Below are 17,511 nucleotides of genomic sequence, written 5' to 3' on the forward strand. Positions count from 1 at the left end.
AATCTCCCCATCGCTTCTTGATGTGCTCTTAGCTTTCTTTATAACGCTTGTATTGCTCTTGCTTGATTTGCAAATATTTATCCGAACCCATCTTCTTCAATTGGGCGATATAGTTGTCCCACTCTTGATCAATATCCTTTGTGCCCGTTACGAACTCCACCCGCATTTGACCCACATAGTTGCCAAGATCGGCCATAATCGAGGAGGATTCATTAGCTTCCTCCTGCGTTGCCGGCAAATCCGGCAGAGTTACGCTTGGCAAGGTTTCTTCCGTCAGATCGGTGTATACCGGTGCTTCCTGCCGGCCGGCAGCCGCTCTGATTTCCGGTGATAATTCAATGTACGGGAAGTACCCGCCATATACGTTGTCAACATATTGGAACGCGCCAAGCCCGATGCCGTCCTTGTAGTTCAAGATTTCATCGATATAGACCATGCTGCCGTCTTCCATATTATAGGTAACGCCTTCCTTGCCCAGGTAGCCGAATACACTGCCCTCTTCACTGTAGAAATAGTCCACCCATTTCGGGATCGCTCCCGGGTCTTTCGCGTCCTTCGTGATAACAAGACTGGATGCTCCCGCAACCTGGGAATCCGTCAGTGAAGCAGTAGCTCCGTCCGGTCCTGCAAGCACGTTAATCGGAACAAAATCATTCTTCACGCTCTCGCCAATGTAATCCGGAGCTGCCCAGTTCCAAGCACCCACTGTATCCTTGGCGGCATCTGCTGTCCATTTGTCATAATCCACGCCGCTGAAGGCCTGCTTGTTGATCGCCCCGCTCTCATACATCCGGTTTTCATATTTCAGAACTTCTTTATATCCATCAGAGGTAATCGTAAGCTGGATCTCATCCTTGTCATCGACATAGATAAAGTTCCCCAGAGCTTTCCGTCCGCCATTCCCGATGCCGAAGGAGCCCATCATCATCTGCTCAAAGGTCCAGCCAAGCGAGCCGCTAGGCATATACCAGCCCTGTTCGTCGTTAACGCCGTTGCCGTTAGGATCTTGAGTTACAAACGCATTCAATGCTTCTTCAAGCTCGGCCGTTGTCTTTGGAACCTCCATACCCAGGTTGTCGAGCCACTTCTTGTTAATATATAAGCGGATCGTCCGGTTGCCTTCCGGATAGGGATCAAGGTAAGGGGTGGCATAAATGTGTCCATCGGCGCTGGTCAATCCTTTACGGATATCCTCATTCTCATCCAGAAGCTTCTGCAAATTAGGTGCATGCTCCTTGATCAAGTCCTCCAGCGGGATAAAAAGGCCTTGCTGGCCGTATTTCAACAGCTCTCCGTTGCTCCAATCCACTTGATAGAAGGCATCCGGCAGCTGTTTTCTCGTCAAAATCACATTTTTCTTTTCGCCGATATCACTCAGTTCTTCCCACTCTACCTGAACGCCGGACATTTTCTCGTATTCCTGCCACATCCATAGATCCTTAGATGCCGGTCTCAAATTGTTCCAGCTTGGTCTCAGAAGTGAAATGGATGAAGCGGTATTTCCGGATTCCGATGACTTATCATTCTCTGTTGAACCTCCTGAATTGCCGCCGCAGGCAGTAACAAGTAATGCCATCATTAACGTACCAAGTAATACAACCTTCCCTTTTCTTGAACGAAACATTTGGATGCCCCCTTATAATTTGATATATCAAATCACTGAACAAAGCCTATTTTGAGGCATATCATATTATTTTGTCAAGCGTTTACATTCTAAAATCTTAAAACATGTAAGCGCTTGTTTCCGGAAACATCTTCATTGCCCAGGCTAGTCATTGATTAAAAACTCTATCTCGCCCCAATAATATTGAGTAAAAAGGACTACTTCTCTTTATCCGCTATGTTCTTTTCTATTGCCGAAACACGGGATCTATCGTATATTCAACGTAATTGTTATTAATGCTCTATAAGTTGAACTACTAAATTTTACGTTCTGGGGGCAACGTGTGAAGTGTGCTTACGATCGCTGTTGTTCGCGGATTTCTTTAATTGAACTAAGATATTGCAAGGTAGAAATCCACTCACAAAGGCGAACGCTTACGCTTCTTCAGCACACTTCACACTTATGCCCTTTCTACGTAGCTTTCATAGTTCAACTTATATCGCCTGTTATTTGCCTAAGATAATTTGACATGTACATAAGTAAAATGGTATACCAATTTTGACGAGGTGAAATGTCTTATGGAGCAAATCCCGCTATATCAACACATAGTAAACAACCTCAAAGCAAAAATTGATTCCGGAGAGCTGAAGGCCGGAGATCAGCTTCCTACTGAAGCTGAGATTTCCAAGCAATTTAGTGTAAGTCGGATCACTTCCAAGCGAGCTTTGACCGAACTGGAAAATGCCAATTTAATCTTTCGTGTCCAAGGAAAAGGCAGCTTTGTAAATACTAAGCTCACTCCCGCTCATGCCTTGGCCAAGGGCAGCAAAGAGATTTTGCTCATTCTTCCGTTTTCCCATAACCCGGGGCTTGGTGATTATGAAAAGGGGATCAATGAATTTCTGGCAACAACGGACTATACCTTGAACATTCAGTCCAATACGCTTGTCGGTCAACGCAAGTTGCTGGAGGCGGCGCTGCGCAGCTCCAATGCCGGGTTGATTTTCTATCCGGTTAGCAGCAATTCGGATCTCGGAATTCTATATCAATATCATTTGCAGAAATATCCGCTAGTTACGATGGACAAGACCATTGACGGCATTCCCTTCTTATCCGTTGTCTCCGATAATTTCAATGGAGCTTATATGGCCTGCAAGCATCTGATCGATAATAACCATAAGAAAATCGCCTATGTCTCCTCTTTGAATGTTGAGAATTTCTCATCGATCCGTGAGCGCTATTTCGGCTATTTGAAGGCTCTTCATGATTACAACCTGAATGATTACAGCGTCAATGACTTAACTGAGCGCTATCTGACCCATGAAGACGGACAAGGCAGAGCGTATTATCTGCAGTTCATTCAAGCTGTTAAGGAGCAAGGCATTACCGGGATTGTGGCGGAGAACGATCTGATTGCGATCGAGATCATACAGATTGCCAAGGAAATCGGACTATCCATTCCAGAGGACTTCTCGATTGTCGGCTTTGACAACATTCATCTGTCCAGCTTTGTTGAGCCTAAGCTGACCACGATCTCGCAGGATTTTGGCCGAATGGGCTATCTTGCAGCAAAAAATCTGATTGCAACGATTGAGAATCCGCACCAGCCGCCGCGGGAAAACGTCATAGTTCCCGTGCAGCTCATCGAACGGCAAACCGTTAGGAGATTGTAATACTACTTTTTATATCAAGTTAGGAGGTTCTGCATGCTGCATTACATTGATACACGACAAGGCTCCCACAATAAGCATGCTTTTTCGCACGGAAACACACTGCCCTATACATCGGTTCCCTTTGGCATGAATCATTTTGTGGTTCAGACCAACCAGGAAGGAAGCTGGTTCTTTAATCCCCATGACCGCGTCTTTTTGGGCTTGCGTCTAACTCACCAGCCAAGTCCATGGATGGGGGACTTCTCCTATTTCTTAATGACACCGATTGCTGACGAGAAAATCAAAGGCTCTCTCTTCTCTTGCCAAAGCTCTTACCGGCCTGAAGAAGCGGTCTTCAAGCCGCATTATGTCAAGGTGAAGCAGCAGCGCTACAATATCATTACCGAGCTCGTTCCGACCTGCTATGGCGCCACGATGAACATCAAGTATAATTCCAGCAAGCAAGCCGGGATCGTGCTGAATGTGAAGAACATCAGCGAATTTCATATCGATGCTGCGAATCGTAAAATTACCGGCTATATCAGTAATTTCGCAGGCTGTCATGACGACGGATTCCGCATGTATGTATCCATGAGCTTTAATAAAGATATTGATCTAAGCACTTCCGGATATTACAACGCTGAAGGCGATCTCTGTAATGAAACCCGCCTGAACGGTGTGGATCAGCATGTCGTTATTCGTTTCCATGACTGTGAAACCGATATTCTGGAGGCCAAGCTGGCCACTTCATTTATCAGCCTGGAGCAGGCCGAGCTTAACTTACAGCGGGATTCAGGTCCGTCGCTCCATGAGCTGAAGGATCAAGCCGCACAGACCTGGAATCATTACTTGAACAAAATCCAGGTCTCCCATTCGAACGAAGAGTATTTGCGCACCTTCTATGGCTGCCTGTACCGCATGTTCCTGTTCCCGCAGAAGTTCTATGAGCTCGATGAGAATATGGAGCCGATTCATTACGATACTACCGCCAAAGCTGTTAAAAAAGGGGTCTTGTACACCAACAACGGCTTCTGGGATACTTATAAAACGGTCTACCCGCTCTATTCCATCATTGCTCCTAAGGAATATGAAGAGATGCTGGAGGGCTTCCTGAACAGTTATCGTGAGACCGGCTTCCTGCCAAAATGGCTGTCTCCGGATGAACGGGGACTCATGCCTGGAACGCTTATCGACGCGGTAATCGCCGATGCGGCAGCCAAGGGGATCGGCCAGCAGCTAATGCCTGAATTGCTGGAGGCCATGCTTACCGCCGCAAAAACACAAAGCGAAAAAGACTGCTATGGGCGTCAAGGTACGCTTGACTATATCAAGTACGGCTATGTGCCAAGCCATTATCACGAAAGTGTTAACCATACGTTGGATTACGCTTATAGTGATTACTGCATCAGCCGTGTGGCTGAAGTGCTTGGCGACGAGGAAGTCGCTGAGCATTACCGGCACAGCGCGCTGAATTACCGGAATATCTTCGATCCGGAGACCGGCTTCATGCGTGCCAAGGATGCAAACGGACAATTTCGTCCTGACTTTAATAGCACAAGCTGGGGTCTTGATTATGCGGAAGGCAGCGCTTGGCAGAACAGCTTCGCGGTGTTCCATGATATTCAGGGTCTGATTGAGGCCTACGGCTCTAAGGAGCGTTTCTTTGAAAAGATCACCGAGCTGTGCAATAAAGAACCTGAATTTGATGTACTGGGTTACGGCTTTGAAATTCATGAGATGAGTGAAATGGCGGCCATCGATTATGGGCAGTTAGCCATTTCCAATCAGCCGAGCTTCCATATCCCGTATCTGTTTAATTACGTGGGTCAGCCGGCCTCCTCGCAGGTTGTCATCAAGCAGCTGCTAGCCAATCTGTTCAACAGCGGCTTTGACGGATATCCTGGGGATGAGGACAACGGCAGTATGTCCGGTTGGTACGTGTTCAGCTCCATGGGCTTCTATCCGGTATGTCCTGGCAGCAATCAATATGTATTGGGAATTCCCTTGTTCGATAGTGTCAAGATCGAGCTCCCTAACGGCAAGCATATGAAAATTGAGACCTCCAACAATAATCCGCAGTCTAATTTCGTGGCTAATGTGAACCTGGATAACAAACCGTATCAAAAGCTGTTCATTACCCATGAAGACATCCTGGCAGGGAAATCACTGGATTTCCGGCTCGGTCTTGCTCCAAGCTACCGAAGCTACAAGCCTGAGGAGCTGCCTTTTTCGATCACAGAACCTAAGAACTGAATATGAGTGTGCAGATGTAAAAAGACTCCCAAACAAAGAGAAATTCTTTGTTTGGGAGTCTTTTTATAAGCTCTTTATTAACTTTCCCATATAGTTTAGGCTTAGTTTCTTCAGCATTACACTGATCCAAGGAGACTGCTTGGTTGAAGCACTCTGAAAATTGCTTTGAGAAGTATTGAAATTATTTTCCAGAAAACTGTTTTAAGACTAGAACAGCATTATGTCCCCCAAAACCAAATGAATTACTAAGCGCTACTTTAACATTTTGTTGAACTGGAGCATCAATCATGTAATTCAAATCGAATTCATCCTCAAGCAGGCTTGTTCCCATTGTTTGATGAATAAAGCCATCTGTAATAGTCTTTGTACAGACAATAAATTCAATGCCTCCAGCCGCCCCCAAAGAATGTCCTATCATTGATTTTGTTGAATTTATTTTAACTGTCCTTGCAAATTCTTTGAAAATTTTCTTAATTGCTCTTGTTTCTGTGATGTCATTCTGGTAAGTACTTGTTCCATGAGCGTTAATATAATCAATTTCCGATGGGGTAACTCCAGCTTCTTCTATCGCCAGCTCCATCGCTTTCGCCGCTCCCCCACCATCCTCTGAAGGCGATGTCAGATGATATGCATCTGCTGTGCAAGCGTACCCTGCCAATTCAGCATATATTTTTGCTTTTCGCTTTATGGCATGTTCTAGTTCTTCCAAGATAACAATTCCTGCACCTTCGCCAATAACAAACCCATTACGATCTCTATCAAAAGGAATGGAAGCGCGGAGTGGATCTTCTGTTATGGATAATGCGGTTAATGCGGAAAACCCTCCAACACAAGTAGGTGTGATGCAGCTTTCTGTACCTCCGGCAATCATAATATCAGCGTCTCCACATTGAATACTTCTGTAAGCTTCACCAATATTGATTGCTCCTGTTGCACAAGCTGTTGAAATACTAATACACTTTCCTTGAGCACCTAGCTTTATCGCAACATTTCCAGCCGCCATATTAGGAGTCATTTGAGGAATCATCAGTGGTTTCAATTTTCTGGAACCTTTTTCTTCAATTATTTTACAAGCACTTTCGACAGTCTGCAGACTACCTACACCTGACCCTATCGCCGTTCCAATACGAAACGAATCTTCATTGCTAATGTCTATTTCAGAATCTTCCCAAGCCTCAATTGCCGCAGATACAGCATATTGTGAAAAAAGCTCCATCCTCTTTGCGGATTTCATATCTATTTTTTCAGTAGCTACGAAATTTTTTACCTCTGCCGCAATTTTCACTTTGTATGAAGTGGTATCAAATTTCGTTATTTTATTGATGCCTACTTTCCCTTGTTTAATGTTCTCCCAAAATTCATTTACGGTATTTCCAATAGGAGTTACTGCTCCTAATCCTGTAACAACAACTCTTTTCATTATATGCCGTCCCTTCCCAGAAGCTACTTCATTATCAAAACTCTGAAATAGCACGAGTGTGTATAGTTATTGCGTTCTTTATCACTGCTTTTACCATCTCTGCAATTTGTGATGTTGACATACCCTTATACTGTTCGTAGTAAAGAGGTTGTAAGAAATGGACTTGCACAGTTATCCGCTTAATAGATTTTGAATCAAACACTTTATATGAATCAATCAATGCCACTGGCACGATGGGACACTCCGCTTTTATTGCACTCTTAAAGCTACCACCCTTAAAATCCAAAAGTTCATTCCTATTTTTACTTCTTGTCCCCTCAGAAAAAATCATGAGATTACGCCCATTCTTTACTTCGGCGGCTACTTGATTAATTGTCTTCAAACTTTGCCGTACATCCTCTCGATCAAGTGCAATTGCCTTAACACACAGTAATACCTGCTTTACAAACGGAATACTATCCAGTTCCTTTTTGTATACTGTAGAAAATGGCACTTCTAACCCCTGTGCAATTGCAAATCCATCAAATAAACCTTGATGATTGGGAAAAATCATGTAACCGTTTTTAATTGGCAGATTCTCTTTTCCATAAACCTCCAGATTAATTCGACCGCCCTTTATCATCCACTTCGAGAATTTCCGTATCAATGCGTATTTTTGTTCTTCTGGATACTTATTTGTGTGCTTTGCATAATGGCATAATGTAATCCATCCATAGGGAATAAAAAGAATGTTTCTAAGAATAACTAGTATAATTCTTTTCATTAAATTCTCCTTATATCATCGTTAATCGTTGAGCATTCATAAAAAACAGGTTATACATATTCTACTGATTGAGCATCCCCCTCAGGAGCATGTATAGATAATCCTTATGGTTGAAATCATTTCATCTGCCATAATCGAAACCTCCATATCTCTTTTTCTACTGATTGAAAAATACTAGGGGATTTTCTATCTGAAGTCTGTCTGTGTTGTATCTCATTACTTAACTTGTTACGGTTATATTACTGCCTCTTTATTTGCAAATTGTGAAAGAATTGTTTGAGAATCATTAATTTGAACGATTTACAAATATACTAATCCGGCCCCATATACGATACGCCTTCAGCGGAATGTCGAAACATACAACACCAGATTATTATTTTCTGATTCATTTGCCTGATAATTGGCACATTGTCTTGTACTGCATTCATCCTGGTACACTATATTGCATTGTAGAATAGTAAGTGTTATATTATAGCAAGAGGAGGTATTCAATATTAAATAATAGTGATCATTACCGCATAGGAGGGTTTTGAATGAATATACAGTTCAAGAAAGGGGTTCTTGATCTGTGCGTGCTGGCCCTGACCGCACGGGAGGACCGTTATGGCTACGAGCTTGCCGTGGTGATTTCCTCCAAGTTTGAGGTGGCGGTGGGCAGCGTATATCCGCTACTGACCCGTCTGACGCTGGAGGGGTATTTTTCCAGCTATCTGCGGGAGTCCCGCGAAGGACCTCCCCGCAAATATTACAAGCTTACGCCGCTTGGGCGCGATCATCTGAACGAACTGATCGAGGAGTGGCGGTCGTTCACAGTTTCCGTAGATCAATTGATAAAGGAAGGTATCGGCTGATGACACAGGAACAATTTCTGAAAAAGCTCAAGGAACAGATGAAGTCGATTCCCGAGCCGTTGCGAAGCGAGTGGATATTCGATTATGAGGAGCACTTTCGACGGGCGATGGAAGACGGACTAGCTGAAGAGCAAATCGCCAATGAGCTTGGCGATCCGCGCCAGCTTGCCAAAGAAATGCTGCTGGTCTACCGGGTGAATCAGGCGGAGAGCAGCAACGGACGTATTGCGCCTGTGTCGAAGGCAGTTATTGCTACGGTAGGTTTGGGATTTTTTAATCTGGTTTTTGTTCTGGCGCCTTACCTCGTTCTTCTGGCTTTGCTGCTCGGTTGCTGGGCTGCAGCCTTCGCCAGCGTACTGGGCGCATTGACCGCTGTTTACGAAGGATTATTCGGTGGCGGCCTTACCCTTATCCAAAGTATTTTCGCAGCATTGGCGCTGTTGGGATTGGGAATGCTGCTGGCGGCGTTCTCCCGCTGGCTGACGAGGGCGGTTTCCAAAATGACTTTGCAGTATTTGAAATTTAATTCCAGAGTGATGAAGGTGAAGAAGCGATGAAAAAGTGGGTCATTACCGCGGTTATTCTGCTGACGATCGGATTGATTGGCGTTGGCGCGACGTTGTGGAACGGAAAAGGCTTCGATTATAGCAGTGTAGAGATCAACCAGGATCAATCGATTGATGCCGGTGGCGTGAAGGATATTGTTCTTTCAATGGACGGCATGGATGTAACGATGGCGAAAAGTTCGACAAACGAAATCAAGATTTTTTTGACCGGTAAGGCAAGCAAGAAATTGGCGGATGCAACAAAACTGAACATCGTTCGGGAAGGCGATGCGGTCAGGATTGGCGTGGATACTAAAGCCTCCACATTCGGCATCAGTGTATTCGAGTTACAGGCTCGAGTAGAGCTGCCGGCTCAGCAGTATGATTCCTTGGTCCTCAATACCAAATCCGGGAATTTGAATATGGCGGAATTTGCCGCTCAATCCGTGAGAATTAAATCGTATTCGGGCAAAATCAAGCTTGACGGCGTGACCGCGAGCACAGTTTCGCTCGAACTGGGCAGCGGCGATGCGGAAATCAACCATGTTTCGGCGGATACCGTAGAGCTGAACGGAAAATATGCGAATGTAACGCTCGAAAAGCTGACCGCACAGAAACTGAAGGTGAAGACGGGCAGCGGCGGCATCAGCATGAGAGATGTGGAAGCCGAGCTTGAACTGGAGGCTGATTCGGCCAAAATTGAGGCAACGATGGCGGATATCGCACACCCTATGAAAATTACAACCGGCAGCGGTGATGTTACTCTCTATACGGCTGAACAGCCTTCTTCTGCAACAATCAAATTCAGTCACGGTTCGGGAAAACTTCATAACGAATGGGATAAGCAAGATCAGCCTACTGCCGATAAGCAGGAAACCATCCTATTGGGCGATGGGGGCGTATCGGTGGACATTAAAACAGGTTCAGGAAATTTAACGCTCGCAAAGCGATAAGCGGCCGTATGCACGTTGGAGGTGAGGCGCATGTACGAGCCGTATCGCCTATTTATGAATCTCCGTTCTACCTATAGGAAAAGGTTGAGTTATGATATGTGGAAGGCCACCTTCTTTAATTACTTATGAAGGTGGCCTTCATGCCGATTTATTGCTGATTCCCATGTTTGTAAGTTTACTTAGTTGTGCTGTCCCAATACTCGCCGGACAAGCGTCCGGTTAAATCATAGATGTAGGTATAGGGCTCGCCTAGATGCTGCTTATTGTATACGAGTCAGAAACCATCTCTGGGCATCCGTTCCGTTATCATTCCACTGCTGCACAACCGCTCCGTCGGCCGTGGAGGAATTGGACACATCCATCACCAGGCCGCTCGCTTTGTTGACGAGCTTATAATAGCCTCCGCCAACATCGACCAGCTTCCACCTTTGAGCGTTGTTCCCGTTATCGTCCCATTGCTGAAGCCGGAGACCTACGGTGCTCGCTCCGCTTGGCACATCCAGGCACTTCCCGCTATGAATAGCCGTCAGCTTGTAGTGCCCATCCCCTGTATCCGTTAGTCTGAACTGCTGGTTCGCTGCGGTATAATTGGTCCACTGCTGCATCTTGGCGCCGCTGGCCGTGGACACATCCACAACATCCAGCACTTTACCGCTAACCTTGGAGGTCAGAGTATACACTCCGTTATTGACAATACTGGAGGAAGTGGACTGTTGATAGACGCGAACATAATCAACAAGCATTTGGGAAGGAAACGGAGTCGAGCTGTTCGGAGACCCCGGCCAATTTCCGCCTACAGCCATATTAAGCAGAATGAAAAACGGCTTCTGGAATTCCTCGGTATTGCCGGTTCCGTTCTGAATGAGAATTTCATTGAACTGCACGCCATCTACGAACCAACGGATATAGTTGGCATCCCATTCGATGCTGTACACATGATATTGGCTGAAATCGACTGCTCCTGAAGCTCTTCCATAGGAGGCATAGCCATTCGCATCCCAGTGCACGGTGCCATGGACATTGCCTTCATGATTGATGCGCTCCATGATATCGATCTCACCGCTCTTCGGCCAGCCTACCGAGGTAATATTGTCGCCGAGCATCCAGAACGCCGGCCACAAGCCTTGTCCGGAAGGCAGCTTGATACGAGCTTCAATTTTACCGTACTTAAAGCTCTTCAAGCCTTGAGTCTTAATGCGGGCGGACGTATATTGCATGCCGCCGTAGCTTTCTTTGCGGGCCGTGATGACGAGATTACCGCCGGTAACTTGCAGATTCTGCGAACGATTGGTGTAGTATTGCAGCTCATTGTTGCCCCAGCCACCGCTTCCGGTACCGGTTTCGGCAACCCAGTTGGAGGTGTTCAGAGAAGTCCCGTTGAACTCATCACTCCAGACCAGGTTCCAGGTTGCAGCGTCTGCCTTCATTGGGGGCATCATCGACATTATCAACGTAAAGATCACAAATAGCGCAATTACTTTTCCTCTTCTAAGCATCATTTTCCCCTCCATTTTTTAAAATGAGAGCTTCATAGAATGATACATCAAAGCAGAAATCTACCTGGGTAACCTCTCTATCACCTCACATACTTCATCTATCTCAAAGCACGTCGCGCGCCGTACTCTGAAACCTTTATTGGAAGCGCTATCATTAGATTTAAGTCCATTATATACCAGTTTCTATATTTTGAATATCTAAATTTTCATATTTTTGTAAAAAAAAGAGCGTTTCTTCATTCATCTGTGATGATTGCAGAACACCCTTATCTATTCCGAATTCTAGGCGCGTAATACGTCTGCCTCCGGGTTGTCCAACAGCTTCACCTGGTCGCCTAATTGAACCCTTCCTGGCTTTACGACAGAAGCATATACCCCAAACCGAAGAGAGAAATCCTGATGCACCTTTTTCAGCAAAGAAGGATCTCGGTCCAGGTTATCCGGGTCCATCGTAATCATGACACAACGCTCGCAGTAACTGTCTATCTGTAATTCCGCCTCGCCAATGCCAAGACGCTGACCGATCCAGTCTCCTTCAAAGATCGAATCCTCCGTGACCGCTATAACAAAATTCCCCCGGAACCGCCGATGATCCACGGGCTGTCCCCACGCCTCTTCCAGCCTTCTCAGGCTTGCATCTGTAACAAGAAGCACACTTGCCTCATCCACGGACAGCAAATGCGGAAATTGCGGGTGAGGGTCCCGCAGCCTGGACATGGTTACCGGCTTCTTGGACAGCTTTTGAATTTCGTTCAGCAGCTGCTCGTCCCAGCCAAGGACTGTCCCGTCAGGGGTGGTGACTTCGATATCACCATCAATGAGTTTGGCATGATAGGATAACAGGCCAGGAATATTTCTTGCCGTTACGAAGCGCGACCAGCCCTCTTTAGTCTCATCATAAAATGCGCAATACCGGTCGCCCACCAGGCCATAAGACTCTATATCGCATACTTCCAGCGTTTCTCCTGCCAACGACTTTACCGGATAACGGTTGATGTCCCGAATCTCGCCGATGATTGATTGCATAGCTCTACTCTCCCCGTTGCATCGTGTCTTATCCTTCATCTGCTTACAAGTTCGGCAGCGCCCAATTAATCTTCGGCATGCCATGCTGTTCAAGAAAGGTATTTGTTCGTGAAAACGGCCGGCTGCCTAAAAAGCCTCTATGCGCCGAAAACGGGCTGGGATGCGGAGATTGAATCACCATATGACGATTCCGGTCAATAAAGGCTCCCTTTTGCTGGGCATAGCTTCCCCAAAGGATAAACACCAGCGGCGTCTCGCGTTCATTCAATTTCATCATTACCGCATCGGTGAATTGCTCCCAGCCCAGCCCCTTATGGGAATTAGGCTGGCCTTGCCGTACAGTCAATACCGCATTCAGCAGCAGCACCCCCTGCTCCGCCCAGGGCAGCAGATAGCCGTGGTTCGGCGGCTGCAGACCGAGATCCTGCTCCAACTCCTTATATATATTTTGCAGGGAAGGAGGAATGCGCACTCCCGGCTTCACTGAGAAGCTCAGGCCATGCGCCTGCCCCGGACCGTGATAAGGGTCCTGGCCAAGTATGACGACTCGTGTGCTCTCATAGGGCGTTAGCTTCAACGCGGAAAACAACAGCTCTTTGGGTGGAAACACGGTATGTAGTTTGTATTCACGGGCCAGCGCATAGCGAAGCTCCTGAAAGTATGATTTCTCGATTTCATCCTGTAAAACAATATCCCAATCGTTACCAAACATCTTTGGCGGCTCCTCTCTTGTAGAACACTCTGCCTATTATTCTATCTGAGAGAGCCAGGTCAAGCAATGAATGAACGAAGCAAGAAGACAAAATTCATCTTATTTTCGAAGCAGCTTTCTCTTAATGATTCCGGTCAGGCAGAGCAGAAACGGTACAACAATCAAATGGAGCAGGGCATAACTGAACCAGACCTTTTGAATGATTTCTCCAACGTACACGGAATTAATATAGGTTTCCCATGCGACCAGAATGATGAGCACAGAAAACGTGTTAATTAACGCCCCTTCTTCCTTCAAGCCAAACACAATTCTCATTCCCTTCAGCATGGAGAAGAATAGCAATGAGATTTTAATGAAAAAAGTCAAAATCCATATCATCACCAGAATCCCTTCCACACGCTGCAGAAAATTCCCCACATTAATCGTCTTGGCCAATGCGTAGGCCGGAAATGAATTGTTCTCTGTCTGTTCAATCCCAAGGACTAGCACACTAAGTAAAACAAGGAGTGTAAGAAATAGTTCTCCTAACAATGCCCCTCCAAGAAAAGCCCGTTCCCCCTTTTTTTTCTCTTGGACTAATGGAATGAACACCATCATAATAATCAATTCCTGAAATACCGCCGCATGGGAGCCTGCCTTAATAATAGGAGCAATCCCGTCATCGAAGATGGGGAGAATGAAGTCCAGGTGAATCTGCGGAATCAGCGTTAAAACCAGCACAAGAAACAGCACGATGATAAATGGAAACACTAACTCTCCAACTCTTGCTAATACAACGATACCCAGTCTTGCACATACAACTGCCGCAATGAGAAACAAGATTTGGGTTGCTTCAATCGGAGTTTCAGGCATCATCTCACTCGTCAGGAAAAATCCAAGATTGCCTAGCAGCGTCCCGGTCAGAATCAATATGTAAAAGAGATACAGCAGAGACAAGACTTTGCCGCACCATTTTCCAAGGATATTTTCGAAGATCTCGAATAAATTGCTGCCGGGGTACAAGCGGGCAAGCACGATATAGATACAGACCATGAACAGGTTGATTGCCGTAGATAATAGGTCAGCAATCCAAGCATCCTCCCGGGCAATTCCGGCAAGCCCGGACGGGGTGACCAAGATCGAAGTGCCCATGGTCAATCCAAAGGTTAAAATAAAAAATTGGACGGTCGTAATGGATGGTGTTTTCATCGTTATTCCCCCATATATTAGCCAAGCCAGCGGCTTAATGGCCAGGTTGCCGCTCGAATCCAGTCCAAGGGCCGAATCACGGGATATCCCCTCCATTCCGCTAACAGAACGCCAAATGTCATCATCCATAGCAAGGTAAAGACGATACGATCCCTTCGCAATGCCCGTTTCTTGAGTTGCAATCCCTCTTTAATGAGGGTGTATACCATAACCAGCAGCAATATAATATTCCAGTTCATTGTTCGTTCATCTCCCGCTTTACAGGTTGAACAATAGAGCCAATCCTTCTAATAGCCACTTTTGATTTCACGGTGATTTTGCATTGTTTAAATTGCTCATCCCAATGGTCTCTCAGCTTCTTCCACAGCTTGGGATACTTCCGGTGAAGCGCCTCGCCGAAGCCGAATACGTCGGTCCCGTATTTCTCCTGAATAATTCGGAGATCCCGCGTGACATAGCTGTCCACCTTTTGCTCAATTTTCCGGTTGATCCATTCAACCGTGTCAGATTTTTGCAGGTCCACTGTGCTTTGTACCGAATTCAGGTCTGTCTCCATCGTCATCTTAACGGTAAACTCGGGGACATTGTCTTCTCCCAGCTTCACTTTAATATCGCTCTCCGTTCTCCTCACCTCAAAACCAACGATCCCCCCCTCAGGTCCCTCAATATATCCGGAGGTGGTATTGACCTCATTCAGCGCATAGTTAGTGCTCTTGCTTAACGGCTCCCCCAACCAACCGACCAACCGGTCACGATTGAATACCGCAAGACCCACGTGCTTTAGAAGCGTCATCGGCACCACTCTTTTTTTATTTTCATGCGATTCCCCTTCCTTCTTGTTCCCCACGACTTGTACACCGGGCAGCACCGGATTGGAGCCTCGTCTCTCCATCTGGGTAATAAATTGCTGCAGGGTCACCCTGCCGGTAACCGCCCATTTCTTCTCGGACAAGAGGATCGAGGAATAGAGCGAATTGGCCGGAATGTTCTCGAAGGAGGTGACCACGTCAAGAATTTCAGAGGCCTTGCCGCCTTTGCTCACAAGCATGAAAAAATCGGTGCGAAGCTGCTGGTTTCTTGAGAGAAAGTCCAGTGCGTCGCTTACCCCTGAGCGGGCCAGGCTCTCCCCGAAGATGAGCACCCTGATATGGGAAAGGTAAGGAACCCGGGGCGCGACGCTTAGCATGCGCTGCAGCGCTTCCGGAATCGTCTTGCCGGACGTTCTGTAAGTTATCACCGGCGCTCCGTCGGATGACCCGCCTTCTGACTTCCCAACCTCGCTTGACTTCATGACCTGAATGGACACTTCATAATCGGAATCGTCATAATCGATGCCCATTGCCATGACGATCGCCAGCTCGTTTAGTTCCTTTTTACTCCAGCAGCCTGGAAGAATGGCCAGAAGTATAACCAGTAATAGAAGGAAGCTGATATGACTAACTTTTTGCTTTGTACATAACATAAGCCTTCCCCGCTTTTAGTTTTCTCTGAAGTGCTTTTTTACCATGCGCTGGGATAACCGCAATAGGGTATCCTTCTGGCTGTTGCGTTTTAAGGGGGCCAGTGAACTCATATAGGGAACGCCCAGCGATTGAAGGCTGCATAAATGGAGTGCGATAATGATGAGCGAGATCATGATCCCGTACAGTCCGAAGGAGGCTGCAATGGCCATCAGGAGAAACCGCAGAATCCGGACTGAAATCCCCAGATTGAACGCAGGCAGAGCAAAGTTGGCGATTGCTGTAATAGCCACTACGATTACCATGGCCGCAGATACCAGCCCGGCGTCCACCGCCGCCTGTCCGATAACCAGCGTTCCAACGATGGATACGGATTGACCGATGGATTTGGGCAGTCTGATTCCCGCTTCACGCAGAATCTCAAAGGTAATCTCCATAATCAGGGCTTCCACAAAGGCCGGAAAAGGAACCCCCTCGCGCTGTCCGATCAAGCTGATCAACAAATTGGTAGGGATCATTTCCTGATGAAAGGTAGTGATTGCGATATAAAAAGAAGGGGTCAATAAAGCCAGCACAAAACAAAAGTATCTTAGCAGACGAACCAGACTGGCAAAGTCCGCACGCTGATAGTAGTCCTCGCTGGATTGAAAGGCTTGGACAAACAGGGACGGGACAATTAACACAAATGGGGTCCCTTCCATAAGAATGGCAACCCTTCCCTCCAGAATAGCCGATGCGATCACATCCGGACGCTCTGAATTGAATATCGTGGGAAAGGGACTGTAGCGTCGATCCTGAATCATTTCCTCGATATAGCTGCTCTCCAGCACACTGGGCAATTGGACCTGATCGAGTCGGGTACGCAGCTCACTAAGCACTTCCTCATCGGCCATGCCCTCCATATACATGATGGCGATACTTGTTCTTGTCTGCTCACCCAAGCGACGCTGCTCTATTCTAACCATCGGGCTTTGAATGCGTCTTCTGACCAAAGCGGTATTATTTCTAAGCGATTCCGTGAAGCCTTCTCGCGGTCCTCTAACAACGGATTGGGAGCTAGCCTCCTCCACGCCCCGCTGATTCAAGCTTTCCGTTCCTACAAGCAGGCATATGGAATGTCCTTCGACAAAAATGATCGAGCCTCCAGCAAGCAAGGCGCTAATCAGCTCCGTATAATGATCCGTATCTCTTACCCTTCCCATCGCAATACCCTGCTTCTTGAGTCTTTCATACGCCTGCTCCGGCGATTCCTCTTTGGAAGAAGCCGCAACGTCTACATTCTCCAGCATGCCGTCAATAAGAGATTTGGGATCTGACATGCCCTCCACATATACGATCAGCACCGAGTTATTCCCATATACAATATCCCTGTAAATAATATCCGGACTGTTGCCAAGCCGATGCTTAAGCACGTCAATGAATTGATTACGATTGTCGTGAATGTGCTCATGCTCCCACCCGAAATGCTCCACTTGATTCATGCAACCAGCCTCCTCCAATACACCCTTAATATCCCTTTTACTAGGCAATTTATTCTTGCTGCCTCCTGCTGATCGAATTCGGTTCAAATCCCGCACAAAAGAAAAACA

At 46.5% G+C, this 17,511-nt stretch carries 15 protein-coding genes; 5 read left to right on the forward strand and 10 right to left on the reverse strand.

The genetic code is table 11. The features are described from left to right. Positions 1-28: 28 nt before the first annotated feature. Positions 29-1,624, reverse strand: coding sequence for an extracellular solute-binding protein (locus TX85_RS12295; RefSeq protein WP_044479376.1), 1,596 nt, complete (start codon positions 1,622-1,624; stop codon positions 29-31). 557 nt (positions 1,625-2,181) lie between these two features. Here TX85_RS12295 and TX85_RS12300 point away from each other — a divergent pair. Together TX85_RS12300 and TX85_RS12305 are read left to right on the forward strand one after the other, a co-directional pair. Continuing rightward, positions 2,182-3,276: a GntR family transcriptional regulator gene (locus TX85_RS12300; protein ID WP_044479377.1), complete on the forward strand. Its 1,095-nt coding sequence runs from the start codon at positions 2,182-2,184 to the stop codon at positions 3,274-3,276. A gap of 33 nt (positions 3,277-3,309) precedes the next feature. Then, the gene (locus TX85_RS12305; protein ID WP_044479378.1) at positions 3,310-5,508 is read left to right on the forward strand and encodes a GH92 family glycosyl hydrolase; all 2,199 of its coding nucleotides are present in this window, start codon (positions 3,310-3,312) and stop codon (positions 5,506-5,508) included. Positions 5,509-5,689: 181 nt separating this feature from the next. Here TX85_RS12305 and fabF read toward each other — a convergent pair whose 3' ends face one another. Together fabF and TX85_RS12315 are read right to left on the reverse strand one after the other, a co-directional pair. Next, positions 5,690-6,928: a beta-ketoacyl-ACP synthase II gene (gene fabF, locus TX85_RS12310; RefSeq protein ID WP_199558829.1), complete on the reverse strand. Its 1,239-nt coding sequence runs from the start codon at positions 6,926-6,928 to the stop codon at positions 5,690-5,692. A 34-nt stretch (positions 6,929-6,962) separates the two neighbouring features. Then, positions 6,963-7,691 (reverse strand): lysophospholipid acyltransferase family protein, encoded by a 729-nt coding sequence (locus tag TX85_RS12315; protein WP_044479379.1) that lies wholly within the window; start codon positions 7,689-7,691, stop codon positions 6,963-6,965. Positions 7,692-8,224: 533 nt separating this feature from the next. Here TX85_RS12315 and TX85_RS12320 point away from each other — a divergent pair. The 3 genes from TX85_RS12320 to TX85_RS12330 are packed head-to-tail and all read left to right on the forward strand — an operon-like array spanning position 8,225 to position 10,040. Beyond that, positions 8,225-8,542, forward strand: a complete 318-nt coding sequence (locus tag TX85_RS12320) for a PadR family transcriptional regulator (protein WP_044479380.1) — start codon at positions 8,225-8,227, stop codon at positions 8,540-8,542. Beyond that, positions 8,542-9,099: an HAAS signaling domain-containing protein gene (locus TX85_RS12325; RefSeq protein WP_044479381.1), complete on the forward strand. Its 558-nt coding sequence runs from the start codon at positions 8,542-8,544 to the stop codon at positions 9,097-9,099. Before TX85_RS12320 ends, TX85_RS12325 begins: the two co-directional genes overlap by 1 nt. Beyond that, positions 9,096-10,040 carry a DUF4097 family beta strand repeat-containing protein gene (locus TX85_RS12330; protein ID WP_044479382.1) on the forward strand — a complete coding sequence of 315 codons (945 nt, stop codon included), beginning with the start codon at positions 9,096-9,098 and terminating at the stop codon, positions 10,038-10,040. The genes TX85_RS12325 and TX85_RS12330 overlap by 4 nt, the downstream gene beginning before the upstream one ends. A 260-nt stretch (positions 10,041-10,300) precedes the next feature. Here TX85_RS12330 and TX85_RS12335 read toward each other — a convergent pair whose 3' ends face one another. The 7 genes from TX85_RS12335 to TX85_RS12365 all read right to left on the reverse strand — a co-directional run bounded on the left by TX85_RS12335 (position 10,301) and on the right by TX85_RS12365 (position 17,403). Beyond that, complete coding sequence (locus TX85_RS12335) at positions 10,301-11,539, reverse strand: RICIN domain-containing protein (RefSeq protein ID WP_392391822.1); 1,239 nt, start codon at positions 11,537-11,539, stop codon at positions 10,301-10,303. Positions 11,540-11,818: 279 nt separating this feature from the next. Further along, the gene (locus tag TX85_RS12340; RefSeq protein WP_044479384.1) at positions 11,819-12,562 is read right to left on the reverse strand and encodes an MOSC domain-containing protein; all 744 of its coding nucleotides are present in this window, start codon (positions 12,560-12,562) and stop codon (positions 11,819-11,821) included. A 43-nt stretch (positions 12,563-12,605) separates the two neighbouring features. Continuing rightward, entirely contained in the window at positions 12,606-13,274 is a 669-nt protein-coding gene (locus TX85_RS12345) for a uracil-DNA glycosylase (RefSeq protein WP_044479385.1), read from the reverse strand. A 99-nt stretch (positions 13,275-13,373) separates the two neighbouring features. After that, positions 13,374-14,462, reverse strand: a complete 1,089-nt coding sequence (locus TX85_RS12350; protein WP_044479386.1) for a GerAB/ArcD/ProY family transporter — start codon at positions 14,460-14,462, stop codon at positions 13,374-13,376. A gap of 17 nt (positions 14,463-14,479) precedes the next feature. Next, positions 14,480-14,701, reverse strand: a complete 222-nt coding sequence (locus TX85_RS12355) for a hypothetical protein (RefSeq protein ID WP_044479388.1) — start codon at positions 14,699-14,701, stop codon at positions 14,480-14,482. Further along, positions 14,698-15,924 (reverse strand): Ger(x)C family spore germination protein, encoded by a 1,227-nt coding sequence (locus tag TX85_RS12360; protein ID WP_044479390.1) that lies wholly within the window; start codon positions 15,922-15,924, stop codon positions 14,698-14,700. Before TX85_RS12360 ends, TX85_RS12355 begins: the two co-directional genes overlap by 4 nt. A 15-nt stretch (positions 15,925-15,939) precedes the next feature. Next, complete coding sequence (locus tag TX85_RS12365; RefSeq protein ID WP_044479391.1) at positions 15,940-17,403, reverse strand: spore germination protein; 1,464 nt, start codon at positions 17,401-17,403, stop codon at positions 15,940-15,942. Positions 17,404-17,511: the final 108 nt, after the last annotated feature.

Origin of the sequence: Paenibacillus antibioticophila (assembly GCF_000455265.1) — a bacterium.
Classification (GTDB): Bacteria; Bacillota; Bacilli; order Paenibacillales; family Paenibacillaceae; genus Fontibacillus; species Fontibacillus antibioticophila.

Excerpts from the sequence above, each read along its gene's own strand:
- TX85_RS12295 (WP_044479376.1), bottom strand. The coding sequence starts at position 1,624 with ATGTTTCGTTCAAGAAAAGGGAAGGTTGTATTACTTGGTACGTTAATG.
- TX85_RS12300 (WP_044479377.1), top strand. The coding sequence starts at position 2,182 with ATGGAGCAAATCCCGCTATATCAACACATAGTAAACAACCTCAAAGCA.
- TX85_RS12305 (WP_044479378.1), top strand. The coding sequence starts at position 3,310 with ATGCTGCATTACATTGATACACGACAAGGCTCCCACAATAAGCATGCT.
- fabF (WP_199558829.1), bottom strand. The coding sequence starts at position 6,928 with ATGAAAAGAGTTGTTGTTACAGGATTAGGAGCAGTAACTCCTATTGGA.
- TX85_RS12315 (WP_044479379.1), bottom strand. The coding sequence starts at position 7,691 with ATGAAAAGAATTATACTAGTTATTCTTAGAAACATTCTTTTTATTCCC.
- TX85_RS12320 (WP_044479380.1), top strand. The coding sequence starts at position 8,225 with ATGAATATACAGTTCAAGAAAGGGGTTCTTGATCTGTGCGTGCTGGCC.
- TX85_RS12325 (WP_044479381.1), top strand. The coding sequence starts at position 8,542 with ATGACACAGGAACAATTTCTGAAAAAGCTCAAGGAACAGATGAAGTCG.
- TX85_RS12330 (WP_044479382.1), top strand. The coding sequence starts at position 9,096 with ATGAAAAAGTGGGTCATTACCGCGGTTATTCTGCTGACGATCGGATTG.
- TX85_RS12335 (WP_392391822.1), bottom strand. The coding sequence starts at position 11,539 with ATGATGCTTAGAAGAGGAAAAGTAATTGCGCTATTTGTGATCTTTACG.
- TX85_RS12340 (WP_044479384.1), bottom strand. The coding sequence starts at position 12,562 with ATGCAATCAATCATCGGCGAGATTCGGGACATCAACCGTTATCCGGTA.
- TX85_RS12345 (WP_044479385.1), bottom strand. The coding sequence starts at position 13,274 with ATGTTTGGTAACGATTGGGATATTGTTTTACAGGATGAAATCGAGAAA.
- TX85_RS12350 (WP_044479386.1), bottom strand. The coding sequence starts at position 14,462 with ATGAAAACACCATCCATTACGACCGTCCAATTTTTTATTTTAACCTTT.
- TX85_RS12355 (WP_044479388.1), bottom strand. The coding sequence starts at position 14,701 with ATGAACTGGAATATTATATTGCTGCTGGTTATGGTATACACCCTCATT.
- TX85_RS12360 (WP_044479390.1), bottom strand. The coding sequence starts at position 15,924 with ATGTTATGTACAAAGCAAAAAGTTAGTCATATCAGCTTCCTTCTATTA.
- TX85_RS12365 (WP_044479391.1), bottom strand. The coding sequence starts at position 17,403 with ATGAATCAAGTGGAGCATTTCGGGTGGGAGCATGAGCACATTCACGAC.